20 protein-coding genes are annotated in these 18259 nt (G+C 62.9%); 12 read left to right on the top strand and 8 right to left on the bottom strand.

Features of this window, described 5'->3' with window-relative positions:
• The first annotated feature begins 39 nt into the window (after positions 1-39).
• The 5 genes from IM737_RS10745 (at position 40) to IM737_RS10725 (ending at position 5720) form a co-directional block, all read left to right on the top strand.
• On the top strand, positions 40-660 hold the full coding sequence (locus tag IM737_RS10745; protein WP_236893883.1) for a J domain-containing protein: 621 nt from the start codon (positions 40-42) through the stop codon (positions 658-660).
• 103 nt (positions 661-763) lie between these two features.
• The gene (gene cobS, locus IM737_RS10740) at positions 764-1747 is read left to right on the top strand and encodes a cobaltochelatase subunit CobS (RefSeq protein ID WP_236893882.1); all 984 of its coding nucleotides are present in this window, start codon (positions 764-766) and stop codon (positions 1745-1747) included.
• 167 nt (positions 1748-1914) lie between these two features.
• On the top strand, positions 1915-3804 hold the full coding sequence (cobT, locus tag IM737_RS10735; RefSeq protein ID WP_236893881.1) for a cobaltochelatase subunit CobT: 1890 nt from the start codon (positions 1915-1917) through the stop codon (positions 3802-3804).
• The gene (locus tag IM737_RS10730; protein WP_236893880.1) at positions 3801-4790 is read left to right on the top strand and encodes an esterase-like activity of phytase family protein; all 990 of its coding nucleotides are present in this window, start codon (positions 3801-3803) and stop codon (positions 4788-4790) included. The genes cobT and IM737_RS10730 overlap by 4 nt, the downstream gene beginning before the upstream one ends.
• Positions 4791-5144: 354 nt before the next feature.
• A complete protein-coding gene (locus IM737_RS10725; RefSeq protein WP_236893879.1) occupies positions 5145-5720 on the top strand; it encodes a CarD family transcriptional regulator in 576 nt (191 codons plus the stop codon).
• A gap of 154 nt (positions 5721-5874) precedes the next feature.
• On the opposite strand, the gene IM737_RS10720 is transcribed toward IM737_RS10725, so the two are convergent.
• Both IM737_RS10720 and IM737_RS10715 read right to left on the bottom strand, forming a co-directional pair.
• Entirely contained in the window at positions 5875-6411 is a 537-nt protein-coding gene (locus tag IM737_RS10720) for an AAA family ATPase (protein WP_236893878.1), read from the bottom strand.
• Complete coding sequence (locus IM737_RS10715; protein WP_236893877.1) at positions 6411-7241, bottom strand: class I SAM-dependent methyltransferase; 831 nt, start codon at positions 7239-7241, stop codon at positions 6411-6413. Before IM737_RS10715 ends, IM737_RS10720 begins: the two co-directional genes overlap by 1 nt.
• 79 nt (positions 7242-7320) lie before the next feature.
• On the opposite strand from IM737_RS10715, the gene IM737_RS10710 reads away from it, so the two are divergent.
• The 5 genes from IM737_RS10710 (at position 7321) to IM737_RS10690 (ending at position 10431) form a co-directional block, all read left to right on the top strand.
• On the top strand, positions 7321-8082 hold the full coding sequence (locus tag IM737_RS10710) for a ComF family protein (RefSeq protein WP_236893876.1): 762 nt from the start codon (positions 7321-7323) through the stop codon (positions 8080-8082).
• Positions 8083-8114: 32 nt separating this feature from the next.
• Positions 8115-8369: a glutaredoxin 3 gene (gene grxC, locus IM737_RS10705; RefSeq protein ID WP_236893875.1), complete on the top strand. Its 255-nt coding sequence runs from the start codon at positions 8115-8117 to the stop codon at positions 8367-8369.
• Positions 8370-8375: 6 nt separating this feature from the next.
• Positions 8376-9206, top strand: coding sequence for a carbon-nitrogen hydrolase family protein (locus IM737_RS10700; RefSeq protein WP_336886202.1), 831 nt, complete (start codon positions 8376-8378; stop codon positions 9204-9206).
• A gap of 56 nt (positions 9207-9262) precedes the next feature.
• On the top strand, positions 9263-9685 hold the full coding sequence (locus tag IM737_RS10695) for a DUF1178 family protein (RefSeq protein ID WP_236893874.1): 423 nt from the start codon (positions 9263-9265) through the stop codon (positions 9683-9685).
• Between the two features lie 290 nt (positions 9686-9975).
• Positions 9976-10431 carry a hypothetical protein gene (locus IM737_RS10690; RefSeq protein ID WP_236893873.1) on the top strand — a complete coding sequence of 152 codons (456 nt, stop codon included), beginning with the start codon at positions 9976-9978 and terminating at the stop codon, positions 10429-10431.
• Positions 10432-10579: 148 nt separating this feature from the next.
• On the opposite strand, the gene IM737_RS10685 is transcribed toward IM737_RS10690, so the two are convergent.
• The 5 genes from IM737_RS10685 to ubiG form a co-directional block, all read right to left on the bottom strand.
• Entirely contained in the window at positions 10580-11398 is an 819-nt protein-coding gene (locus IM737_RS10685) for a glycosyltransferase family 25 protein (RefSeq protein ID WP_236893872.1), read from the bottom strand.
• A 5-nt stretch (positions 11399-11403) separates the two neighbouring features.
• Positions 11404-12192 (bottom strand): glycosyltransferase family 25 protein, encoded by a 789-nt coding sequence (locus tag IM737_RS10680; RefSeq protein WP_236893871.1) that lies wholly within the window; start codon positions 12190-12192, stop codon positions 11404-11406.
• Between the two features lie 33 nt (positions 12193-12225).
• The gene (gene ilvD / locus IM737_RS10675; protein ID WP_236893870.1) at positions 12226-14079 is read right to left on the bottom strand and encodes a dihydroxy-acid dehydratase; all 1854 of its coding nucleotides are present in this window, start codon (positions 14077-14079) and stop codon (positions 12226-12228) included.
• 120 nt (positions 14080-14199) lie between these two features.
• Complete coding sequence (locus IM737_RS10670) at positions 14200-14637, bottom strand: hypothetical protein (protein WP_236893869.1); 438 nt, start codon at positions 14635-14637, stop codon at positions 14200-14202.
• Positions 14638-14663: 26 nt separating this feature from the next.
• On the bottom strand, positions 14664-15407 hold the full coding sequence (gene ubiG, locus IM737_RS10665; protein WP_236893868.1) for a bifunctional 2-polyprenyl-6-hydroxyphenol methylase/3-demethylubiquinol 3-O-methyltransferase UbiG: 744 nt from the start codon (positions 15405-15407) through the stop codon (positions 14664-14666).
• 717 nt (positions 15408-16124) lie between these two features.
• Between ubiG and IM737_RS10660 the strand changes: the two genes are divergently transcribed.
• Both IM737_RS10660 and IM737_RS10655 read left to right on the top strand, forming a co-directional pair.
• On the top strand, positions 16125-16715 hold the full coding sequence (locus IM737_RS10660) for a GyrI-like domain-containing protein (protein ID WP_236893867.1): 591 nt from the start codon (positions 16125-16127) through the stop codon (positions 16713-16715).
• Between the two features lie 229 nt (positions 16716-16944).
• Positions 16945-17472 (top strand): hypothetical protein, encoded by a 528-nt coding sequence (locus IM737_RS10655; RefSeq protein ID WP_236893866.1) that lies wholly within the window; start codon positions 16945-16947, stop codon positions 17470-17472.
• 167 nt (positions 17473-17639) lie between these two features.
• Here IM737_RS10655 and IM737_RS10650 read toward each other — a convergent pair whose 3' ends face one another.
• Positions 17640-18116: a GNAT family N-acetyltransferase gene (locus IM737_RS10650; RefSeq protein ID WP_236893865.1), complete on the bottom strand. Its 477-nt coding sequence runs from the start codon at positions 18114-18116 to the stop codon at positions 17640-17642.
• Between the last annotated feature and the right edge of the window lie 143 nt (positions 18117-18259).

The following is an 18259-nucleotide window of genomic DNA, read 5'->3' as shown; positions in this document are numbered from 1 at the left end:
TCTCCGTCGGTCTGAGGCATGTAACTAGGCGCAATGAATTTGCAATCCAAGATATTTGACTCCATTCGCATCAAGTCGCGTCGGGACGAAAAGCCGGCCGCGATCGAGCATGTCTGCGATTGGGAAGGCTGCGAGCTGGCGGGCGAATATCGGGCACCCAAGGGCGCCCGCAGCGAGGGGCAGTACCACCATTTCTGCCTTGAGCATGTCCGCCACTACAACACGGCGTTCAACTTCTTCGCCGGCATGGAAAAGGACGAGCTCGAGGAGGCCCTGCACGCGCCGCCCAAGGCCGAGTCGCGCTCCAGCTTTGCCACCGGCAATCCCGGCACGCGAACCTCGCGCCAGGCGCAGGCCGGCCTGCGCCCCGGCGACAAGTTCGGCGATCCGTTCGGCGTCTTCGCCCGCTTCCGCCACCGCCAGGCCCAGACGCCGGCTGCCGAGCGGGTCAAGCCGCTGCATGAGCAGGACCGCCGGGCGCTCGAAACGCTGGGCATTACCGGCCCGGCCAAATCGGACGACATCAAGCGCGCCTATAAGACGCTGGTGAAGATTCACCATCCCGATGCGAATGGCGGCGACAAGTCCTCCGAAGAGCGGTTGCGGACGATCATCGCGGCCTATAGCCACCTCAAGAAAACCGGCTTCGTCGCGAAGTAGGCATGCGGTGCCGGTGGCTACCGCCTCCGTCACAATGCTGCTATAGAGCCCCCGACTTTGCTGCCCCGCCCGCCTTCCGAAATTTCCCGCCAAGAGCTTTGCCATGACTGAATACACCAACCTGCCCGATACCGAATTTTCGGCCCGCGAGCTGTTCGGCATCGATACGGACATGAAGGTGATGGGCTACAAGGAAGCCAATAGCCACGTGCCGCCGGTCGATCCCGATTACCTGTTCGACCGCAACACCACCCTCGCGATTCTTGCAGGCTTTGCCTTCAACCGCCGCGTCATGGTGCAGGGCTATCATGGTACCGGCAAATCGACCCATATCGAGCAGGTCGCGGCGCGCCTTAACTGGCCGCTGGTCCGCGTCAACCTCGACAGCCACGTCTCGCGCATCGATCTCGTCGGCAAGGACGCGATCGTGCTCAAGGACGGCAAGCAGATCACCGAATTCCGCGACGGCATCCTGCCCTGGGCCGTGCAGAACAATGTCGCGCTCGTGTTCGACGAATATGATGCCGGCCGTCCGGACGTGATGTTCGTGATTCAGCGCGTGCTCGAAGTCGCCGGTCGTCTGACCCTGCTCGACCAGAACCGCGTGATCGTGCCCCATCCGGCGTTCCGGCTGTTCTCGACCACCAACACCATCGGTCTGGGCGATACGTCGGGCCTCTATCACGGCACCCAGCAGATCAACCAGGGCCAGATGGACCGCTGGAGTCTCGTGACGACGCTCAACTACCTGCCGCATGACAAGGAAGTCGGGATCGTGCTGGCCAAGAACAAGCCATATGCCGAGACCGAAAAGGGCAAGAAGCTCATCGGCAATATGGTGCGGCTGGCCGATCTTACCCGTTCGGCCTTCATCAATGGCGATCTCTCGACCGTCATGTCGCCGCGTACTGTCATCACCTGGGCCGAAAACACCCAGATTTTCGGTGGCGATACCGGCTTTGCCTTCCGTCTGACCTTCCTCAACAAATGCGACGAACTCGAACGCCCCGTGGTTGCCGAGTTCTACCAGCGCGTATTCGGCGAAGATCTGCCGGAATCGTCGGCCAACCTGGCTGTGACGGCTTAGGAGCAAGGCCCCCTCAACCGCCGCTACGCGGCGACCTCTCCCCCAAAGGAGAGGTGTATAGGGCACCGAATGCGCCGCAACTTCACCTCTCCCTTTGGGGGAGAGGTCGGCCCAAAGGGCCGGGTGAGGGGGCCTTCCTTCCCGGTCACAGAGTGAACCGATAGATCATGGCACAACCACCGCGCAGCAAAGCCAACAAGCCCGACCAGACCCAGGTGTTCAAATCCGCCATGGGTGCGACGGTGCGCGCGATCGGCGCCAAGCCTGATCTCGAAGTGACCTTCACTGCCGACCGGCCGCTGCTGACCTCCGACAAGGCGCGCCTCGCCAACCTGCCGCGGCTGCCGACGCGGCGCGATATCGCCATTGCACGCGGGCAGGGCGATGCCATGGCTATGCGCCTCGCCAGCCACGATCCCGAAACGCATCGCAAGCGTTCGCCGATGGACCCCGTCGCCCGCTCGGCTTTCGATGCGCTCGAACAGGCTCGTGTCGAGGCGCTGGGCTGTGTGCGCATGCCCGGCATGGTTGGCAATATCGGCGAGATGCTGGAAGACCGGCTGTTCCGTGCCAATTTCGCCGAGGTCGATGACCGCAACGATGCCCCGATCGCCGAGGCCCTGGGCCTTCTGCTGCGCGAGAAACTGGCCGGCGTGCCGGTGCCGCCATCGGGCCATGCGCTGGTCGATCTGTGGCGCAAGGAGATCGAGGACAAGGGCGGCGAGTCGCTCGACAAGTTGCTAACCCGCTACGAAAACCAGGATGAGTTCTCCAAGGCCGCCAAGATGCTGCTGCGCGATCTCAACCTCGTGCCCGAAAGTGAGCTCGACGATCCTGACTCATCCGACGAGGAAGAGGGCGACGAGCAGGAGCCCGAGCAGGGCGACAGCTCCGACAAGGCCCCCGAGCAGGGCGAGGGCGAAAACGACAGCCAGGACTCCGAGCAGGACGAACAGGCCGGCGAATCGGAAGAGACCGGCGACGTCGAAGGCATCGAGTCCGATATGGCCGATACCGATGACGACGCGCAGGCTGAAGCCGGCGAAGACGCGCCCATGCCGCCGCCCGCCAAGGATGGTGGCGAGCGCCTGACCAACCAGTTCCAGTACAAGGTGTTCACGCAAAAATTCGACGAGATCGTCAAGGCAGCCGAACTCTGCCCGCCCGACGAACTCGACCAGTTGCGCGCCTTGCTCGACAAGCAGCTCGAAAACCTGGCCGGCGCCGTGGCCCGCCTCGCCAACAAGCTGCAGCGGCGCCTGATGGCCAAGCAGAATCGCAGCTGGCAGTTCGACCTCGAGGAAGGCCTGCTCGATACGGCGCGCCTCACCCGCGTGGTCACCGATCCGATGCAGGCGCTGAGCTTCAAGGTCGAGAACGACACCGATTTCCGCGACACCATCGTGACGCTGCTGATCGACAATTCCGGCTCAATGCGTGGCCGCCCGATCACCATCGCGGCGATCTGCGGCGACATCCTCGCCCGCACGCTGGAGCGTTGCGGCGTCAAGGTCGAAATCCTGGGCTTTACCACCCGCGCCTGGAAGGGCGGCAAGTCGCGTGAAGCCTGGCTCGAGGCCGGCCGCCCGGCCAATCCCGGCCGCGTCAACGACGTGCGCCACATCATCTACAAGGCCGCTGACGAGCCGTGGCGCCATGCCCGCCGCAATCTCGGCCTGATGATGCGCGAAGGCCTGCTCAAGGAAAATATCGACGGCGAAGCGCTCGAATGGGCCCGCAAGCGCCTGATGGCCCGCCCGGAAGCTCGCCGCATTCTGATGGTGATCTCGGACGGCGCGCCAGTGGACGACTCCACCCAGAGCGTCAATGCCGGCAACTATCTCGAAGCCCATCTCCGCCAGGTGATCGAGGATATCGAGACGCGCTCGCCGATCCAGCTGGTTGCCGTCGGCATCGGCCACGATGTGACCCGCTACTACAAGCGGGCTGTGACGCTGCTCGATGCTGAGGAACTGGCCGGCGCGCTCACCGACGAGTTGGCGGCCCTGTTCGACGAAGAAATGCCGGCCCAGTCACGCCGGCGCGGACGCGGATGATCCGCCCCCTCGCCGTGCTCGCCGTTGTCCTGTTCGCCGGCCTGCCGGCTCAGGCGGTCGAGGTGGCGGTCAGCGCGGCGCAGATTACCCAGTTCAAGGGTGTTGGGCTCGATCAGCCGGTCGACGGTCTGATCTTTCGCGGCGGCATCTCCATGGTGGCGCAGGACGATACGTTTGGTGGCCTCTCGGGCCTCGCCACCACTGGCTCGACCCAGCAGGTGAGCTTCGTCAGCGATCGCGGCAACTTCATCGCCGGGCAACTGGCCTATGACGACGCCGCGCGGCTCTTCGGCTTTATCGGTGTCACCATCGAGCCGATGCAGAATTCAAAGGGCGCGCCGCTGCCCCGGCAGTATGCCAAGGATGCCGAAAGCGTCGATACAGTCTATCGCGACGGCGCTCCGATCGCGGTGCGTGTCGCCTTCGAACACCTGACCCGCGTCGCCGACTTTACCCTGACCGACGGCAAGCCGGGTGGCGCGGCGCGGGAAGTGCCCATTCCCGACTGGCTGACGGACCTCCGCACCAACGAATCGCTGGAATCGCTCTGCATCGCGCCGCCGGCCTCGCCGATTGCGGGCTCGACGCTGCTGATCACCGAAGAAGATCGTGACGGCGACGGCAATCACCAGGGCTGGCTGCTCGGCCAGAACGACACCGGCCCCATGGCCTATGCCGCAAGCCCCGTGGTCAATCCCACCGACTGCGCCTTCCTGCCCAATGGCGACCTGCTGGTATTGGAGCGCGGCGTGTCCATGCTGACCTTCACCATGGCTCTGCGCCGCGTCCCCGCCGCCGACGTCCGTCCCGGCGCCCTGATGACCGGTGAACTGCTGCTGTCGGCCAGCGGCAGCAGCATCGACAACATGGAATCGCTACTGGTCCACACTGCGCCCAACGGTGAGACCCGCATCGTCATCGGTTCGGACAACAATTTCAACGACTGGCAGCGCAGCCTGCTGCTGGAATTTGCGCTGCCGGAGTAGGTCGGGCCATCAATGATCGGTGCGGCATTCCGACCCGAACCCGGTTGCCAATATGGGCTCGTCACGCGGAATCGGCTGTGGCAGCCGCCAAAACCCGAGTTGATTCGTAGCTTTTGATTTTGCTGAATTTTTGTGCTATGGTGCCAATAATGCAGTTGAGCCCGTCACCCAGCCCGTGCCTTAAGGCACGATTTTTTTGACAACATCATTGGATGCATGAGCTCCGGGGAAAGCGGACCCGGAAGCCCGTGGGGTTTTCTGTGCGCGGCGTCCCGTTCGGACGCCAGTAGAGAGTAGGAATGGACGGTCCTTCCCGCAGGGAACTGTCCATTTGGGGCGTCAACAAGGAGTTCCATGAATATGGTAGCCAAGAAGGTACAGACACGGCTTGGGTTCAAGACCGGTGAATACGTCGTCTATCCGGCGCATGGCGTCGGCGTGATCGTGTCCATCGAAGAACAAGAAGTCGCCGGCCTGACCCTTGAGTTGTTCGTCATCAGTTTCGAGCAGGACAAGCTGACCCTGCGCGTTCCTGTCGCCAAGATCAAGTCCGTCGGTATGCGCAAGCTGGCCGAAGAGGATATGGTCACCCAGGCGCTGACCACCGTGACCGGTCGCGCCCGCGTCAAGCGCACCATGTGGTCGCGTCGCGCCCAGGAATATGAAGCCAAGATCAATTCGGGCGATCTGATCGCCATTTCCGAAGTCGTGCGCGATCTTTATCGCTCCGAAGAGCAGCCCGAGCAGTCCTATTCGGAACGCCAGCTGTTCGAGCAGGCAATGGATCGCATGAGCCGCGAAATCGGTGCCGTCAATCGCCTGACGCTGACCGAAGCCGTGCAGCTGATCGAAAAGAACCTGGCCAAGTCGCCCAAGCGCACCAAGGCCGATGCGGCCGAAGCCGAAGGCGACGAGGAAGCTGCCGCGTAAGCGACAGACCCTCGACAAAATGCAAAAGGGCTGGTGGAAACACCGGCCCTTTTTCTTGGTCTCAATCTGGGTCGATTGCGCTTCGCATCATGTCCACCCATTCGGCATGAGTGCGGCGATACATCGAATGGCAAGTGATAGGTTGTGGTCGATTTTAGGTCAGTCTACGCCCACCACCCACCAGGGCGCGGATCACCGCCGCAAGCGTAGCCTCCCGCTCCAGTCCATCGACCGGCAGGACATGGCGTTCGAACTCGCCGAGATCGGCAAACTGGGCATAGAGATCGGCGACCACGACTGGGTCCGTAAGGCTGTCACCCCCGCGCGCCTGGCAACGGGCCACAGCTTCGTCCACCGACGTCCGCAGCACCACATAATGAAGGGTCTGATTGAGGGCGGTGAACGCCGGTAGCCACCATGGGCGAACCACACCATCGAGCACCACGAAATAGCCGTGCCGTGCATACTGGCCCGCCACGCTGGCCGCGATCTGAGAGATCATGCGGTTCTGCTCATGCGACTCGGGCAGCCAGGGCTCGATCAGCCCATGCTTGATGTAGCCCCAGAAATCGTCGGAATGGAGATGCACCTTGGGCACACCCGGCAGCCGGGCCAGCATTTCTGCCGTCGTCGTCTTGCCTGAGCCGGGCGAGCCCGAAAGGATCAGGATATGCCCGGCCAGCTGATCCATCACGCCTTCCCTAGAACGTCGCCCAGTCGCGCCTTTGCACTGCCGGGCTTGAGCGGTTTCTGCTGGCTTTCATGCGGCACCCAGCCCATGAGCCAGACGATTTCGAGCGTAGCGCGGATGCGCCCATCCGGGTCGGAATCCTGCGTAGCATAGGCATTGGCCGCCGCCGCCAGCAAAGCCGGGCTGGCCAGCCGTCGCGGTCGGTCGACCAGTGGGTTGGAGGCGCCCAAGGCCTTGAGTTCGCTCATCAAAGCGAAGGGCGAGGAATAGCGTACGATATGGGTCTCGACATCGGCCACCGGCAGGGCCAAGCCGGCCCGTTGCAGCAGCGCCCCGGCATCGCGCACCTGGATCATCGGGGCCACCCGCGCTGACGCGCCGCCGAACACCAGTGCATCGGCCGAGAGGAAGGCCTCGCGCAGCTCGGTCAGCGTTTCGCCGCCTAGCGCCGCGATCATGAGCAGACCGTCCGGCGCCAGTTTGGCGCGCAGTCGCGCCAGGTAACCTGGCACGTCATTGATCGCCTGCAGATGCAGCAGCGAGACGATGAGATTGAAGTCCTCCCCGACAATGGGGGGCATGTCATCATCGCCGTCGAATGCCGCATAGCGTTCGAAGCGAATTTCGGCGCTGGCAGTGCGCGCCGTTTGCGGGAGTTTTGCGGCGTCCGGCCCGATGATCAGGGCCTTCGGAAAATCGCGGATCAACGCACCCAGCCGGTCCTCGAAATCGGCGAGCACGAGGTCGGTGGCGAAATCGCCGGTATCCGGCCGTCGCGCCAGGTGGCGGGCGATCAGGCCGGTGTCGAAAATCCGGGGCGGCTGGGTCATGATGGTCTTGCGGCCGTTTGGGGACGTGGCACTATGACGCCTTATGGAGAGCGCCGACGAGCTTGTCAAAAACGAGGGATTGTCCAGACGCCTTGGCAGGCGTGTCCGGCAGTTCGGCGGCATGTTGCTTGACCTGGCCTACCCACCAGTCTGCCTCAACTGCGACGTGCCGACAGCAACGTCCGACACGCTGTGCGTGAGCTGTTTCAAGAGCTTGCGCCCGATCACCGCGCCGTACTGTCCCGTCCTTGGCCTGCCCTTCGAGGTGTCGTTGGGCGCCGACGCGCTGTCCGCCGAAGCTATTGCCGACCCACCGCCTTTCGGGCGTGCTCGTGCCGCCGTCATCTATAATGATGTTGCCCGCAACGTGGTCTCCCGCCTCAAATACGGCGATCGCCCCGAGCTCGCCCGCTTCTGCGCCCGCCTGATGGCCAGTGCCGGGCATGAACTCTGGGAGGGTGAACCCATTTTGGTACCCGTGCCGTTGCATCGGGCGCGGCAATGGGAGCGGCGCTATAACCAGTCAGCTGAACTGGCGCTGGCTCTGGGTAGGCTCACCGGTCTTGAGGTCGACGCGGGGCTGGTCCGGCGCAGTCGCAAGACCCGACAGCAGGTGGGCCTCAGCGGCGATGGCCGGGCGCGCAACGTCCAGGGCGCTTTCGCCGTTCACCCCGATATCCTCGTCCGCGCCAAGGGGCGACGCGTAGTGCTGGTCGACGATGTCTATACTACCGGCGCCACCACCAAAGCAGTGACTCGCACGCTGATCCGCGGTGGCGTGGATGCTGTCGACGTCGTGACCTTCGCCCGCGTTGTCATCGGCGCGGACTTGCCCATATAAGAACAAGCGCTTCTTCTCGAAGGAGAATTCAGTTGGCCAAGATCGAAATCTACACCACCCCGACCTGCCCCTATTGCCATGCCGCCAAATCGTTGCTGGCCGACAAGGGCGCCGACTACACCGAAATCACCGTGCTTGATCCGGACCTGCGCCAGGCGATGACACAGCGCGCCAATGGGCGCCGCACCGTGCCGCAGATTTTTATCGGCGACACCCATGTCGGCGGCTATGACGACATGGCCGCGCTGGACCGCCAAGGCGGCCTCGATCCGCTGCTGGCGCAGTAGCTGCCGGTGAAAATCGCTGCCATCCAGATGCGCTCGGGCATGGAGCCCGCAGCCAATCTTGCCGCGCTCGAGCCCATGCTGGCCAAGGCCGCAGCGGCTGGGGCGCAGTATGTACTGACACCTGAGGTCACCATGATCTTCGCGGAGAACCGCGAGGGCCTGGCCAAGGTGGCGGCGCCGTTCGAGGGGCATCCGCAACTGGCGCGGATCGGCGAACTGGCCCGGCAGTACGGCATCCACATCCATATCGGCTCGCTGGCCGTTCCATTACCCGATGGGCTTTTCGCCAATCGCTCGGTGCTGTTCGGTCCGGATGGCGCGATGGTTGCAACCTACGACAAGATCCACCTTTTCGACGCTGAGATTGCCGGGCTCAACGCCTACCGCGAAAGTGCCACCTACGCCGGCGGAGAGCGGGCGGTCACGGCGCCGCTGGGAGAGTTCACGCTCGGTTTCTCGATCTGCTACGACATGCGTTTCCCGCGGCTCTACAACGCCCTCGCCAATGCCGGCGCCAGCCTGATTGCCGTACCCGCCGCCTTCACCGTACCGACCGGGCAGGCGCATTGGCATGTGCTGCTGCGGGCGCGGGCCATCGAAACCGGCTCCTATGTCATCGCTGCTGCGCAGGGCGGGCAGCATGCCAATGGCCGGGCGACCTATGGCCACTCCATCATCATCGACCCCTGGGGCCGAGTGGTCGCCGAGCTCGATCACGACGAGCCGGGCGTGTTGCTGGCAGAGATTTCCCCCGATCACGTCGCCGACGCGCGGCAGCGCATCCCGGCGCTTGCGAATGCGCGAAACTTTGCTCTGCCGCAACCGTTGCAGGGCTGAGCCATCACCCTATATCTTCAAGCAACCAGAGCCCCTCGGGCTCGCGAGATTGTTCCGTGATCCAGTATTCCCTCCATTGCTCCAAAGGCCACCGCTACGACGCCTGGTTCAAGAACGCTGCTGCGTTCGACGAACAGGTAGCGCGTGGCATCGTGACCTGCGCGGTTTGTGGCGATGGAGCTGTCGAGAAAGCGCCGATGGCGCCAGTGGTGGCGCGCACCGATGGCGACAAGGTGGCCCTGAGTTCTGGGCATCCGGACGCCGTCAAATTTCGCGAAATGCTGCGAGCCTACCGGCAGCAGGTCACCAGCGAAGCCGATTATGTCGGCGACAAGTTTGCCGAAGAGGCCCGCAAGATCCATTTCGAGGAAGTGGAGGCGCGCGGCATCTATGGCGAGGCGACGCGCGACGAAGTCGCTGGCCTGCTCGACGAAGGCATCGATTTCATGCCGCTGCCCGACGTGGCGGACGACAACTAACCAGTGCTGATTAGTGCGAGGCCAACGTCATTGGCTTCATTCCGTGGCGACCGATCGATGGCGGCAATCTCGCCGCGACCAGCGCCGAATTCCGTGCCATCGCAGAAAAGCACAATGCCTCGCTCAGCCAGCTGGCCAAGCATCTGGAAGGAACGTCGCCGCCGCTGCAATCACGCTCAGCGATAACGAATTCTCCACGCTGGACCGGATCTGTCGAAAGGGCTGATAGTCTTTCCTCAGTGATACTTACGTGCCAAGCTCTCCCTGCTGTTCAGGGGAGCTTTTTTTTCATGAAGAAGACTATTTTTGCCGCACTGGCCATTGTGGTGTCGGGTCTGCCTGCGCAGGCAGCAAGTATTCTTGATCCGATGATTGGTTCACCCGGCGATTGTTTTGCGCGAGTGTATGACCGGGCCCACCTCAACAGCCACCCCAGCCAGCGTGTACAGTCAATCCATCTGGGTTACTCGGACTGGCAGGAGCCGGGCTACGAGATCACCCTCGATCTCGGCTTTACGCTGCGCAACGGTCAGGACTATTCTGGGTTAGCCTATTGCCGCGCCGACCTCTGCGCGCTCGAGGGCGATGCCGGCTACTTCAACCTGCTGCCGCGCAATGACGGCATGGAGCTGTCCGTCGTCGATTATCTCGAACTGGAAGGCAGTCGGGGCTTTTCAGGAAATCTCATGGACAGCGACGACAGGGTTTTCCTGATCTATCCGGCGCGGCCGGCCGTCTGCTCGTAGGAGAATAGGTCGGTTCGATAGGGAGGGTGGAATCCCCGCTATCGAACCTGACCGGACCAGCAATCTTGGCAGACCACCGGACGGCTGGCGGTGCCTTAGCATGGCTGCGCCGGGCTTGTCACCCCAATGTCGCAAAGAGAGATTGCGGCTACTCGGCTTGGAACGGAATGTCGGTCTTGGTCACGCCTAGCGCGTAGCGATTCCACAGCTTGCGGAACGCGTCGACAATGTCGCGCTGCCACAGGTCGTATAAATTGTAGGCTGACCGCCGCCAGAAGTTCGCGCCATCGACCGCCCCCCGATCGCGGCGCAGAGGTTCGAGATCGCTGGTTTCCAGCCGGTTGCGCTGCTCCACCGGCATGACGCGATCTTCCTGAATGGCCAATGCCGGCACGAGCTGGCGCACCACCAGGCTGCGCGACAGAGGCGCTAGGGGATTAAACAGCGCCTGGTCGGTCAGGTTGGCCAGGATTTCCTCGCCATCGAGAATGCGCTCGGCGGCGCGGCGCGACACGATATAGGCCGCAGCCCCGCCCCCGGCATTGTAGAGCTGATGAACGGCGAAGCCGGCAATACTGGCCTCGGGGGCTGGCGACAGACGCAAACGGGCATTGTCGGTTTCGAGCCTGAGGACATCGATATTTCCGGCCGCTCCGGCGAAGGCATCCATGAATCGGGGCAGTGTCGCCGAGAGGATGGCGTCATCCTCGAAAATGGCGGCGTGCGTTTCGTTGGTGGCGAGGAAGGCGCGGAGAGCCATGGTGTGGCTCAGGCTGCAGGCCAGTTCACCTTCGGTCTGCCAGCGATAGGCGGTTGGGTCGCAGAACCGCGCCCGCTGTTCGTGCGTGATATCGGCGGGCGTGGTGGCCTCGATGCGCTCGAAGACAATACCAAGCTCGCTGAAGCGCCGCTCCATGGTTTCCTGCCGTTCCGGTCGGCGAGCCAGGTTGATGTAATAGGCGCGCATGGCGGTTATTCCGGTCGGAAGGGGACGTCGCGCTTGGTCGAGCGGCCAAGCAGCCGGTGGATTGTCGAGGCCAGGCCGATGCGTACCTCATTTTCAGCGAAGTCCGCAATCCGCAGGCGCCAGCCTGGTTTGTGCGCCGCTATCATTGCGGTGCGCGCGGCCTTGAGATCACTGTCGCCACCCCAAATCGCGCCGGGCATTCTGTCTTGTTGGATCGCCAGAGCCGGTATCAGCTGGCGGCGGACCAGCGGTTCGATATGCATGCGATTTGGTCGGTAAAGCACACGGTCGATGGCGCCGCCAAGCGTCTGCTCGCTGGTGCTGAGGCGCCGGGCAGCGTCGCGGGAAACGACATAGGCAGCGGCGCCCCAGGCCCAGCCATGCAGCGAATGGAGCCCATAGCCGTCCATGCTTTCAAGCGGTTGCGTCGAGAGCTGCTGCGGATTGCCGAAGGTTTCGAGGCGCAGCAGATCGATCGTCTCGCTGTGTGCTTCCAGTGCTGCGAGGAAACCGGGCAGCGCAGTCGACAGGACGACATCGTCCTCGACAATCAGCGCATAGCGATCGCCCGTCGCCAGGAACCGCCCATAAGCGGCCAAGTGGCTTGCCGTGGTAGAGAATTCGCGCTGGCCGATCTTCATTTTGGCAGTAAACCGTGCCTGGAGCCGCGCCGGCATGTTCTCGAACAGAACCGCCTCGACACGCTCGCTGATCAGGCCCAACGCTGACAATTGCCGCTCAATGGCCTCGCGGCGATCGGTTCGCGAGGCCAGGTTGATGTAGTAGGCGCGCATCGGGTTATCCCGGACCGTCCGGACTGCGTCCAATCAGTTCCAGAGTTTATCGATGGCCTGCGTATCGCGCACCGCACCGCGCGCAGCCGAGGTCGCAAAGGCGGCGTAGGCCTTGAGTGCGGTGGTGACGTTGCGCTTGCGCGGATGTGCCGGCTTCCAGCCGAGCTGATCCTGGTCGTGGCGGCGCTGGGCCAGTTCGTCTTCCTTGACCAGCAGGGTGATGGACCGGTTGGGTATATCGATCTCGATGATGTCGCCTTCGCGCACCAGGCCGATCGTGCCGCCCTCGGCTGCTTCGGGTGAAACGTGGCCGATGGAGAGGCCCGAGGTACCGCCGGAGAAGCGGCCGTCGGTCAGAAGCGCACAGGCTTTTCCCAGGCCCTTCGATTTGAGGTAGCTCGTTGGGTAGAGCATTTCCTGCATGCCGGGGCCGCCGCGTGGCCCTTCATAGCGGATGACGAGGACGTCGCCTTCCTTGATCTGGTTGGAGAGGATGGCCTTGACCGTGTCGTCCTGGCTCTCGAACACACGGGCCGGGCCGGTGAACTTCAAGATCGATTCATCGACGCCCGCGGTCTTCACGATGCAGCCGTCGATGGCGATATTGCCCTTGAGCACGGCCAGGCCACCATCCTTGGAGAACGGATTCTCGGCCGAACGGATGACGCCGTTCTGACGATCAAGATCGAGTTCGGCCCAGCGGTTGGACTGTGAGAAGGCCTGCGTGGTGCGCACGCCGCCGGGGGCGGCCATGTAGAAGTTGCGCACGCTCTCGGAGTTGGTGCGGGAAATGTCCCACTTGTCGATGGCATCGCCCATGGTCGCGGCATGAACCGTCGGCTCGCTGCGGTTAATCAGGCCGGCGCGATCGAGCTGGCCGAGAATGGCGAAGATGCCGCCGGCGCGGTGGACGTCTTCCATATGCACGTCCGACTTGGCCGGGGCGACCTTGGACAAGACCGGAACCTTGAGGCTCAGCTTGTTGATGTCGTCCATAGTGAAGTCGATGCCGCCTTCATGCGCGGCGGCGAGGATATGCAGCACCGTATTGGTGGAGCCGCCCATCGAGATATCGAGTGCCATGGCGTTTTCGAAAGCGGCCTTGGTGGCGATGGAGCGCGGCAGCACCGATGCATCGTCCTGCTCGTACCAGCGGCGGGCCAGGTCGACGATCAGGTGGCCGGCTTCCTGGAACAGGCGCTTGCGGTCGGAATGGGTGGCGAGCGTCGAGCCGTTGCCCGGCAGGGAGAGGCCCAGGGCCTCGGTCAGGCAGTTCATCGAGTTGGCGGTGAACATGCCCGAGCACGAACCGCAGGTGGGGCAGGCGGCTTCTTCGACGGCCTGCACTTCCTCGTCGGTATAGTGATCGTCGGCGGCCATCACCATGGCGTCGACCAGGTCGAGCGCCTGCAGCTTGCCCTTGATCATGGCCTTGCCGGCTTCCATCGGCCCGCCGGAGACGAAGACCACCGGAATGTTGAGCCGCATGGCGGCGTTCAGCATGCCGGGCGTGATCTTGTCGCAGTTGGAGATGCAGACCATGGCGTCGGCGGTATGGGCGTTGACCATGTATTCGACCGAGTCGGCGATGATGTCGCGTGATGGCAGCGAATAGAGCATGCCGTCGTGACCCATGGCGATGCCGTCATCGACCGCGATGGTGTTGAATTCCTTGGCGACGCCGCCGGCGGCCTCGATCTCGCGAGCGACGAGCTGGCCGAGATCCTTGAGGTGCACGTGACCGGGCACGAACTGGGTGAAGCTGTTGACCACGGCGATGATGGGTTTGCCAAAATCGCTGTCCTTCATGCCCGTGGCGCGCCAGAGGCCACGCGCGCCGGCCATGTTGCGGCCATGGGTGGTGGTGCGGGAACGATAGGCTGGCATGGCAATATCCTCGGAAGTCATTGCGCTTGAGCGTTATGCGCGTTGATCTTTCTTAGACCCATTCCAGAACAGGATCAATCAAAACCGTACCGGCGGGTACGGTTGGCGGTCGGGGGGCGGCTAGTTGTTGATGCTGAGGATGCCCCACTGCGTCTGCGCGCAGCCATCGTCGAGGCAGACATTGGTCATCCACAGTGCGCCATTGGCAAAGCCGACGCCTTCGCTGGTGACGATCAGGTCGGCGAAATCCTGGCCGCCGATTGCGTTCTGGGTTTCTGATGTCAGCAGGGCGTCGAAGTTGTCGACCAGGTCCTGCGCTTCGAAGATATCGTAGACCTCGCCATTGGCATTGACGGTCATGGGGTAAAATCCGAGGTCGGCTATCGTGACGGGATCACCGAACATGAATGCATCCTGCAGCAGGCCGAAGGCTTCGCCAAAACCCACCGAATCGCCGTGGATGCTCTCGATCTGCGCCATCACATCCTCTTCGCTCTGGGCGAAGCTTGGCGTGGCGAGGAGGGCGAAGGCGAGAAGCGAGGCGAGGGCAAGGCGCATGTCGGGCTCCAGAATTTGACGCGAGCTTAGCTGGCAGCGGGACGCTGTGCCATCACCATGTAGTTGATCGCCATGTCGGTCGACTTGCGCCATTCGTCGGCCAGCGGGTGGAACACCACGCCGGTTTCGGCGGTCACCTTGAGGCCGTTTCGGGTGATCAGCGTCTTGATCTCGTCGGGCGTCAGGAACTTGTTCCAGTCGTGGGTGCCGACTGGCAGCCAGCGCAACACGCGCTCGGCGGCAAAGATGGCGAGGGCGCGGGCACGCAGGGTCCGGTTGAGCGTCGCCGTCAGCATCAGGCCGCCTGGTTTCACCAAGTCGGCGCAGCTCTTCATGTAGAGGGGCACGTTGTCGACATGTTCGACGACTTCCATGTTGAGCACCTTGTCGAACGTCTTGCCCTGGGCAGCGAGGGCCTCGCTTGTGGTTGCCCGATAGTCGATATCGAGCCCCGATTTATCGGCATGCAGCCGGGCAATGGCGATATTGCGCTCGGCCGCGTCGATGCCCGTCACCGTGGCGCCCAGCCGGGCCAGCGGCTCGCAGAGCAGCCCGCCGCCGCAGCCGACATCGAGAATGGTCAGGCCCTCGAAGGGCCGCATCTGGCTGCCGTCGCGGCCGAAATGGGTCAGCAGGTGCTCGCGGATATAGGTCAGGCGCACTGGGTTGAACTTGTGCAGTGGCTTGAACTTGCCCTTGGGGTCCCACCATTGTTCGGCCATCGCGGTGAACTTGGCGATTTCAGCATCGTTGATGGTGGTGGCTGTCATGGGCGCGGGCTCCTTGTGGGGCCATATGAGCCCGAGGTGATGGCAGAGACAAGGCGCGGGTCGTCGCAGGTGGCGTTGGAGCGATGCCAACGCCGTTGGCCGCCGCTGGGCAACAGAACGCGCCGCCCGGCCTTTGGCGTCGCGGGGGTCGGAGCGCAAGAGCGCCCGAGATCACGGCGTAAAGCGGCTTTCGCCCCGACGGCTTGCGCCGCCTGTTTGAGTTATTGAAGAGGCGAAAGCCGCTTCACACGAGCTGGATTTCCTGCGCACGCATCGAGCGGCCACCCACTCATTCGGGGATTGGGCACAGCAGACGAGGCGCGTACCCTGCGCTCTCTCCTCGTCGCCACGCCGGCCGGTGGTCAGCGTCCACGCAGGCGCCGGGCGACCCCGGCTGCCAGTCTCCCCACCCGATGCTTCGTCGGCACCGCGTGAATGGCGGGGATGGGGCTATGATAATGCGGGCGGAAAGGACGGGGATAAGAGGAATAAGTACTTGGTTGGGAGGTGCAGCACCCCACCTCATTCCTTCCCCACAAGGGGGAGGGAAGCTTGGCCGGTGCGAGTGGCGAGTTGGTGCGACTGCTTCCGGCTCTATCGTCCTGCGCCAAAGCCGTTGGAATTGGACTTGAAGTGGATAAGCTCCCGAGCAATGGCGATCAAGCGCCCGGCTAAGGCGGTTGTCATGGTAGGCCCATCAACAACGGGGCATTCCCGATGCGCTTGGTACTGCTTGCCGGACTTGCCTGTCTTGCCAATCCGGTCGCCGCTCTGGACCTGGCGGGCTGCCGGGATATTTATGCCGGATATCCCGCAGCCGAGGCGGGTTCGCTTGATATTGCGGGCCCCGAAATCGTCGAGAAGGGGCCGCGCGTGCTGGCAGGGCTGGAGGAAGCGATTGCCGGCAGCACGGCGGATATGCAGATCGACGTGCTCTGGACGCGCTTTGAACAGCGCAATCAGTGGATCCTCAATGCGGACACCGATGCCCGAACGGGCGTCTGTTTCAACGGCGGGGCCAGCAGCAGCTTCGACTACTTTGCCGGCCAGGTTCTGGTCGGCGCAGCAGGGAGCGGGCTGCCAGATATGTTCTCGATGTTGGAGCTGCCAGCGACTCGCTATGCCGTGTTCACCCTGACTGGATCGGCACGCGATATCCACAATGCCCAGGCGCTGATCTACCAAGTGCTGATGGGCGAAGCGGGCCTTGCTGCCGCCGACCAGCCGGATTTGGTGATGTTCCCACCGGGCTTTTCGCCAGCTAAGCGAGCACAGAACATTGAATTCTGGGTGCCACTGGAGCCCTGACCGGACAGTCGTTCACGACAAGCTGCGAGAGGCCGCAACCGACCCCATCTCGGACGTATCTGACCGATTTGGCGCTTGCCTAAAGGAGACATTGGTACGCGCTCTCGGGCCAACCCGCAGCCTGCCGCGCAAAGGCCATGAAGCGGTTTTGCTCCCTTGTTCCCCGAGAAACAGCGTCGACTGCCCGCCTCTGGCAAGGCTTGATGACTGACTGCTAGGAGCTGCCGCGATGCAATATGACGAACGCCACCCCTGGCTGGCCGAGGTCGCCATCGACGGTCTCTATTCGGGCAAGCCCGAACGGTTCTCGCAATGGCGCGCCGTCCTCGCCGATATCGTCGGTGCGCCCATCGATTACGTGTCGCGGCGTCGCCCGTTCCAGGGCCCCGCATCGGCCGTGCACCCGCCGCTGACACTGGAGTTTGTCGAGCCGCGGATCACCGTCCAGACCTGGGGCACACATTTGCCCACCGGGGTGCGGAGCGGCATCTGGGACACCACGCCCGAGGAACCCCTCCTGAGCATCCTTCTGGCCCGTGTTCCCGGTGCCACCTTCGAGGCCCGCCACGCCGCTGCTATCGCGCGTCGCCTCGATGAGATCGACGAGCTGGTGCATTTCGTCGGGCAGGGATGGGTCACCGCCCTGCACGAAAACGCCCGCCACTGCTTCGCCGAGCAGGCCCTAACCGGAAAGGACATGATGATGTCCGGCGGCTACGAACCAGGCGGCTGGTGGACGCCCGATCTGGAGCAATAGGGTTGGAGCAGGCGAGGCGACGCGGGAATCGCCGGTGCAGGAGGCGCGACAGCCAGATGGTTTCTGCAAAAGCCTGAGGCAAAGCTATCGCCGCTTCCGACCCCATCTCCGTCATTCAAGAACAACTTGGTAGTGCCTGTAGGCTGCCACGGCCACACTTTCCATGGTCAAGGTCCAGACCCAGTGCCGTCCTCGTCTATCGTTCCTTGCCATTCGTAAATGGTGTCGAGCGCATCAGTAGAAACGACGCGAAAACCGCACTTTTGGTAGAAGCTGTTTGCGGGGCTGCCATTGAGAGCCGTCAGCCGGATAGGCAAGGTGCTCATTGTGGCTTCGACCTTCAGCTCATCAATGATGCGCCGACCTACCCCCCGCCCCTGATACTGCGCGGTGACATATAGATGATCGAGATAAAGATGATCGGAGTGCCTCTGGACCACGTAAAATCCGACGACTGCTTCTCCTTCACATATGATCTGGGTATCGTCGGGCCGGAATGACTTAAGAAAGCGATCTCTTGCTCTTTCAAGATCAAATCGCCCCACAGCCTCTAAGCTTGGCCGCATTGCTTCTACCCGAATTCCCGCAAGTAGCTCAGCGTCGGCTTCAAGAGCTTCCTTCGTCTGATATTGATCGTGCCGCATATATTTTCCGTGATCGCGTTTTGGCAGCTGCTTCTATGATAATGCCTGAAACCTGCCATTCCCCTACCCACCCCACTCCCGCCATCCACCATACCCACCCAGCTAACCGCTTTCGCCATTCCCGTTGATCCGGCGCGCCCTTT

It is taken from the genome of Devosia sp. SL43 (genome assembly GCF_021729885.1).
In the GTDB taxonomy this organism is placed as follows: Bacteria; Pseudomonadota; Alphaproteobacteria; order Rhizobiales; family Devosiaceae; genus Devosia.
This window is presented reverse-complemented; position numbering and strand designations above follow the sequence as displayed.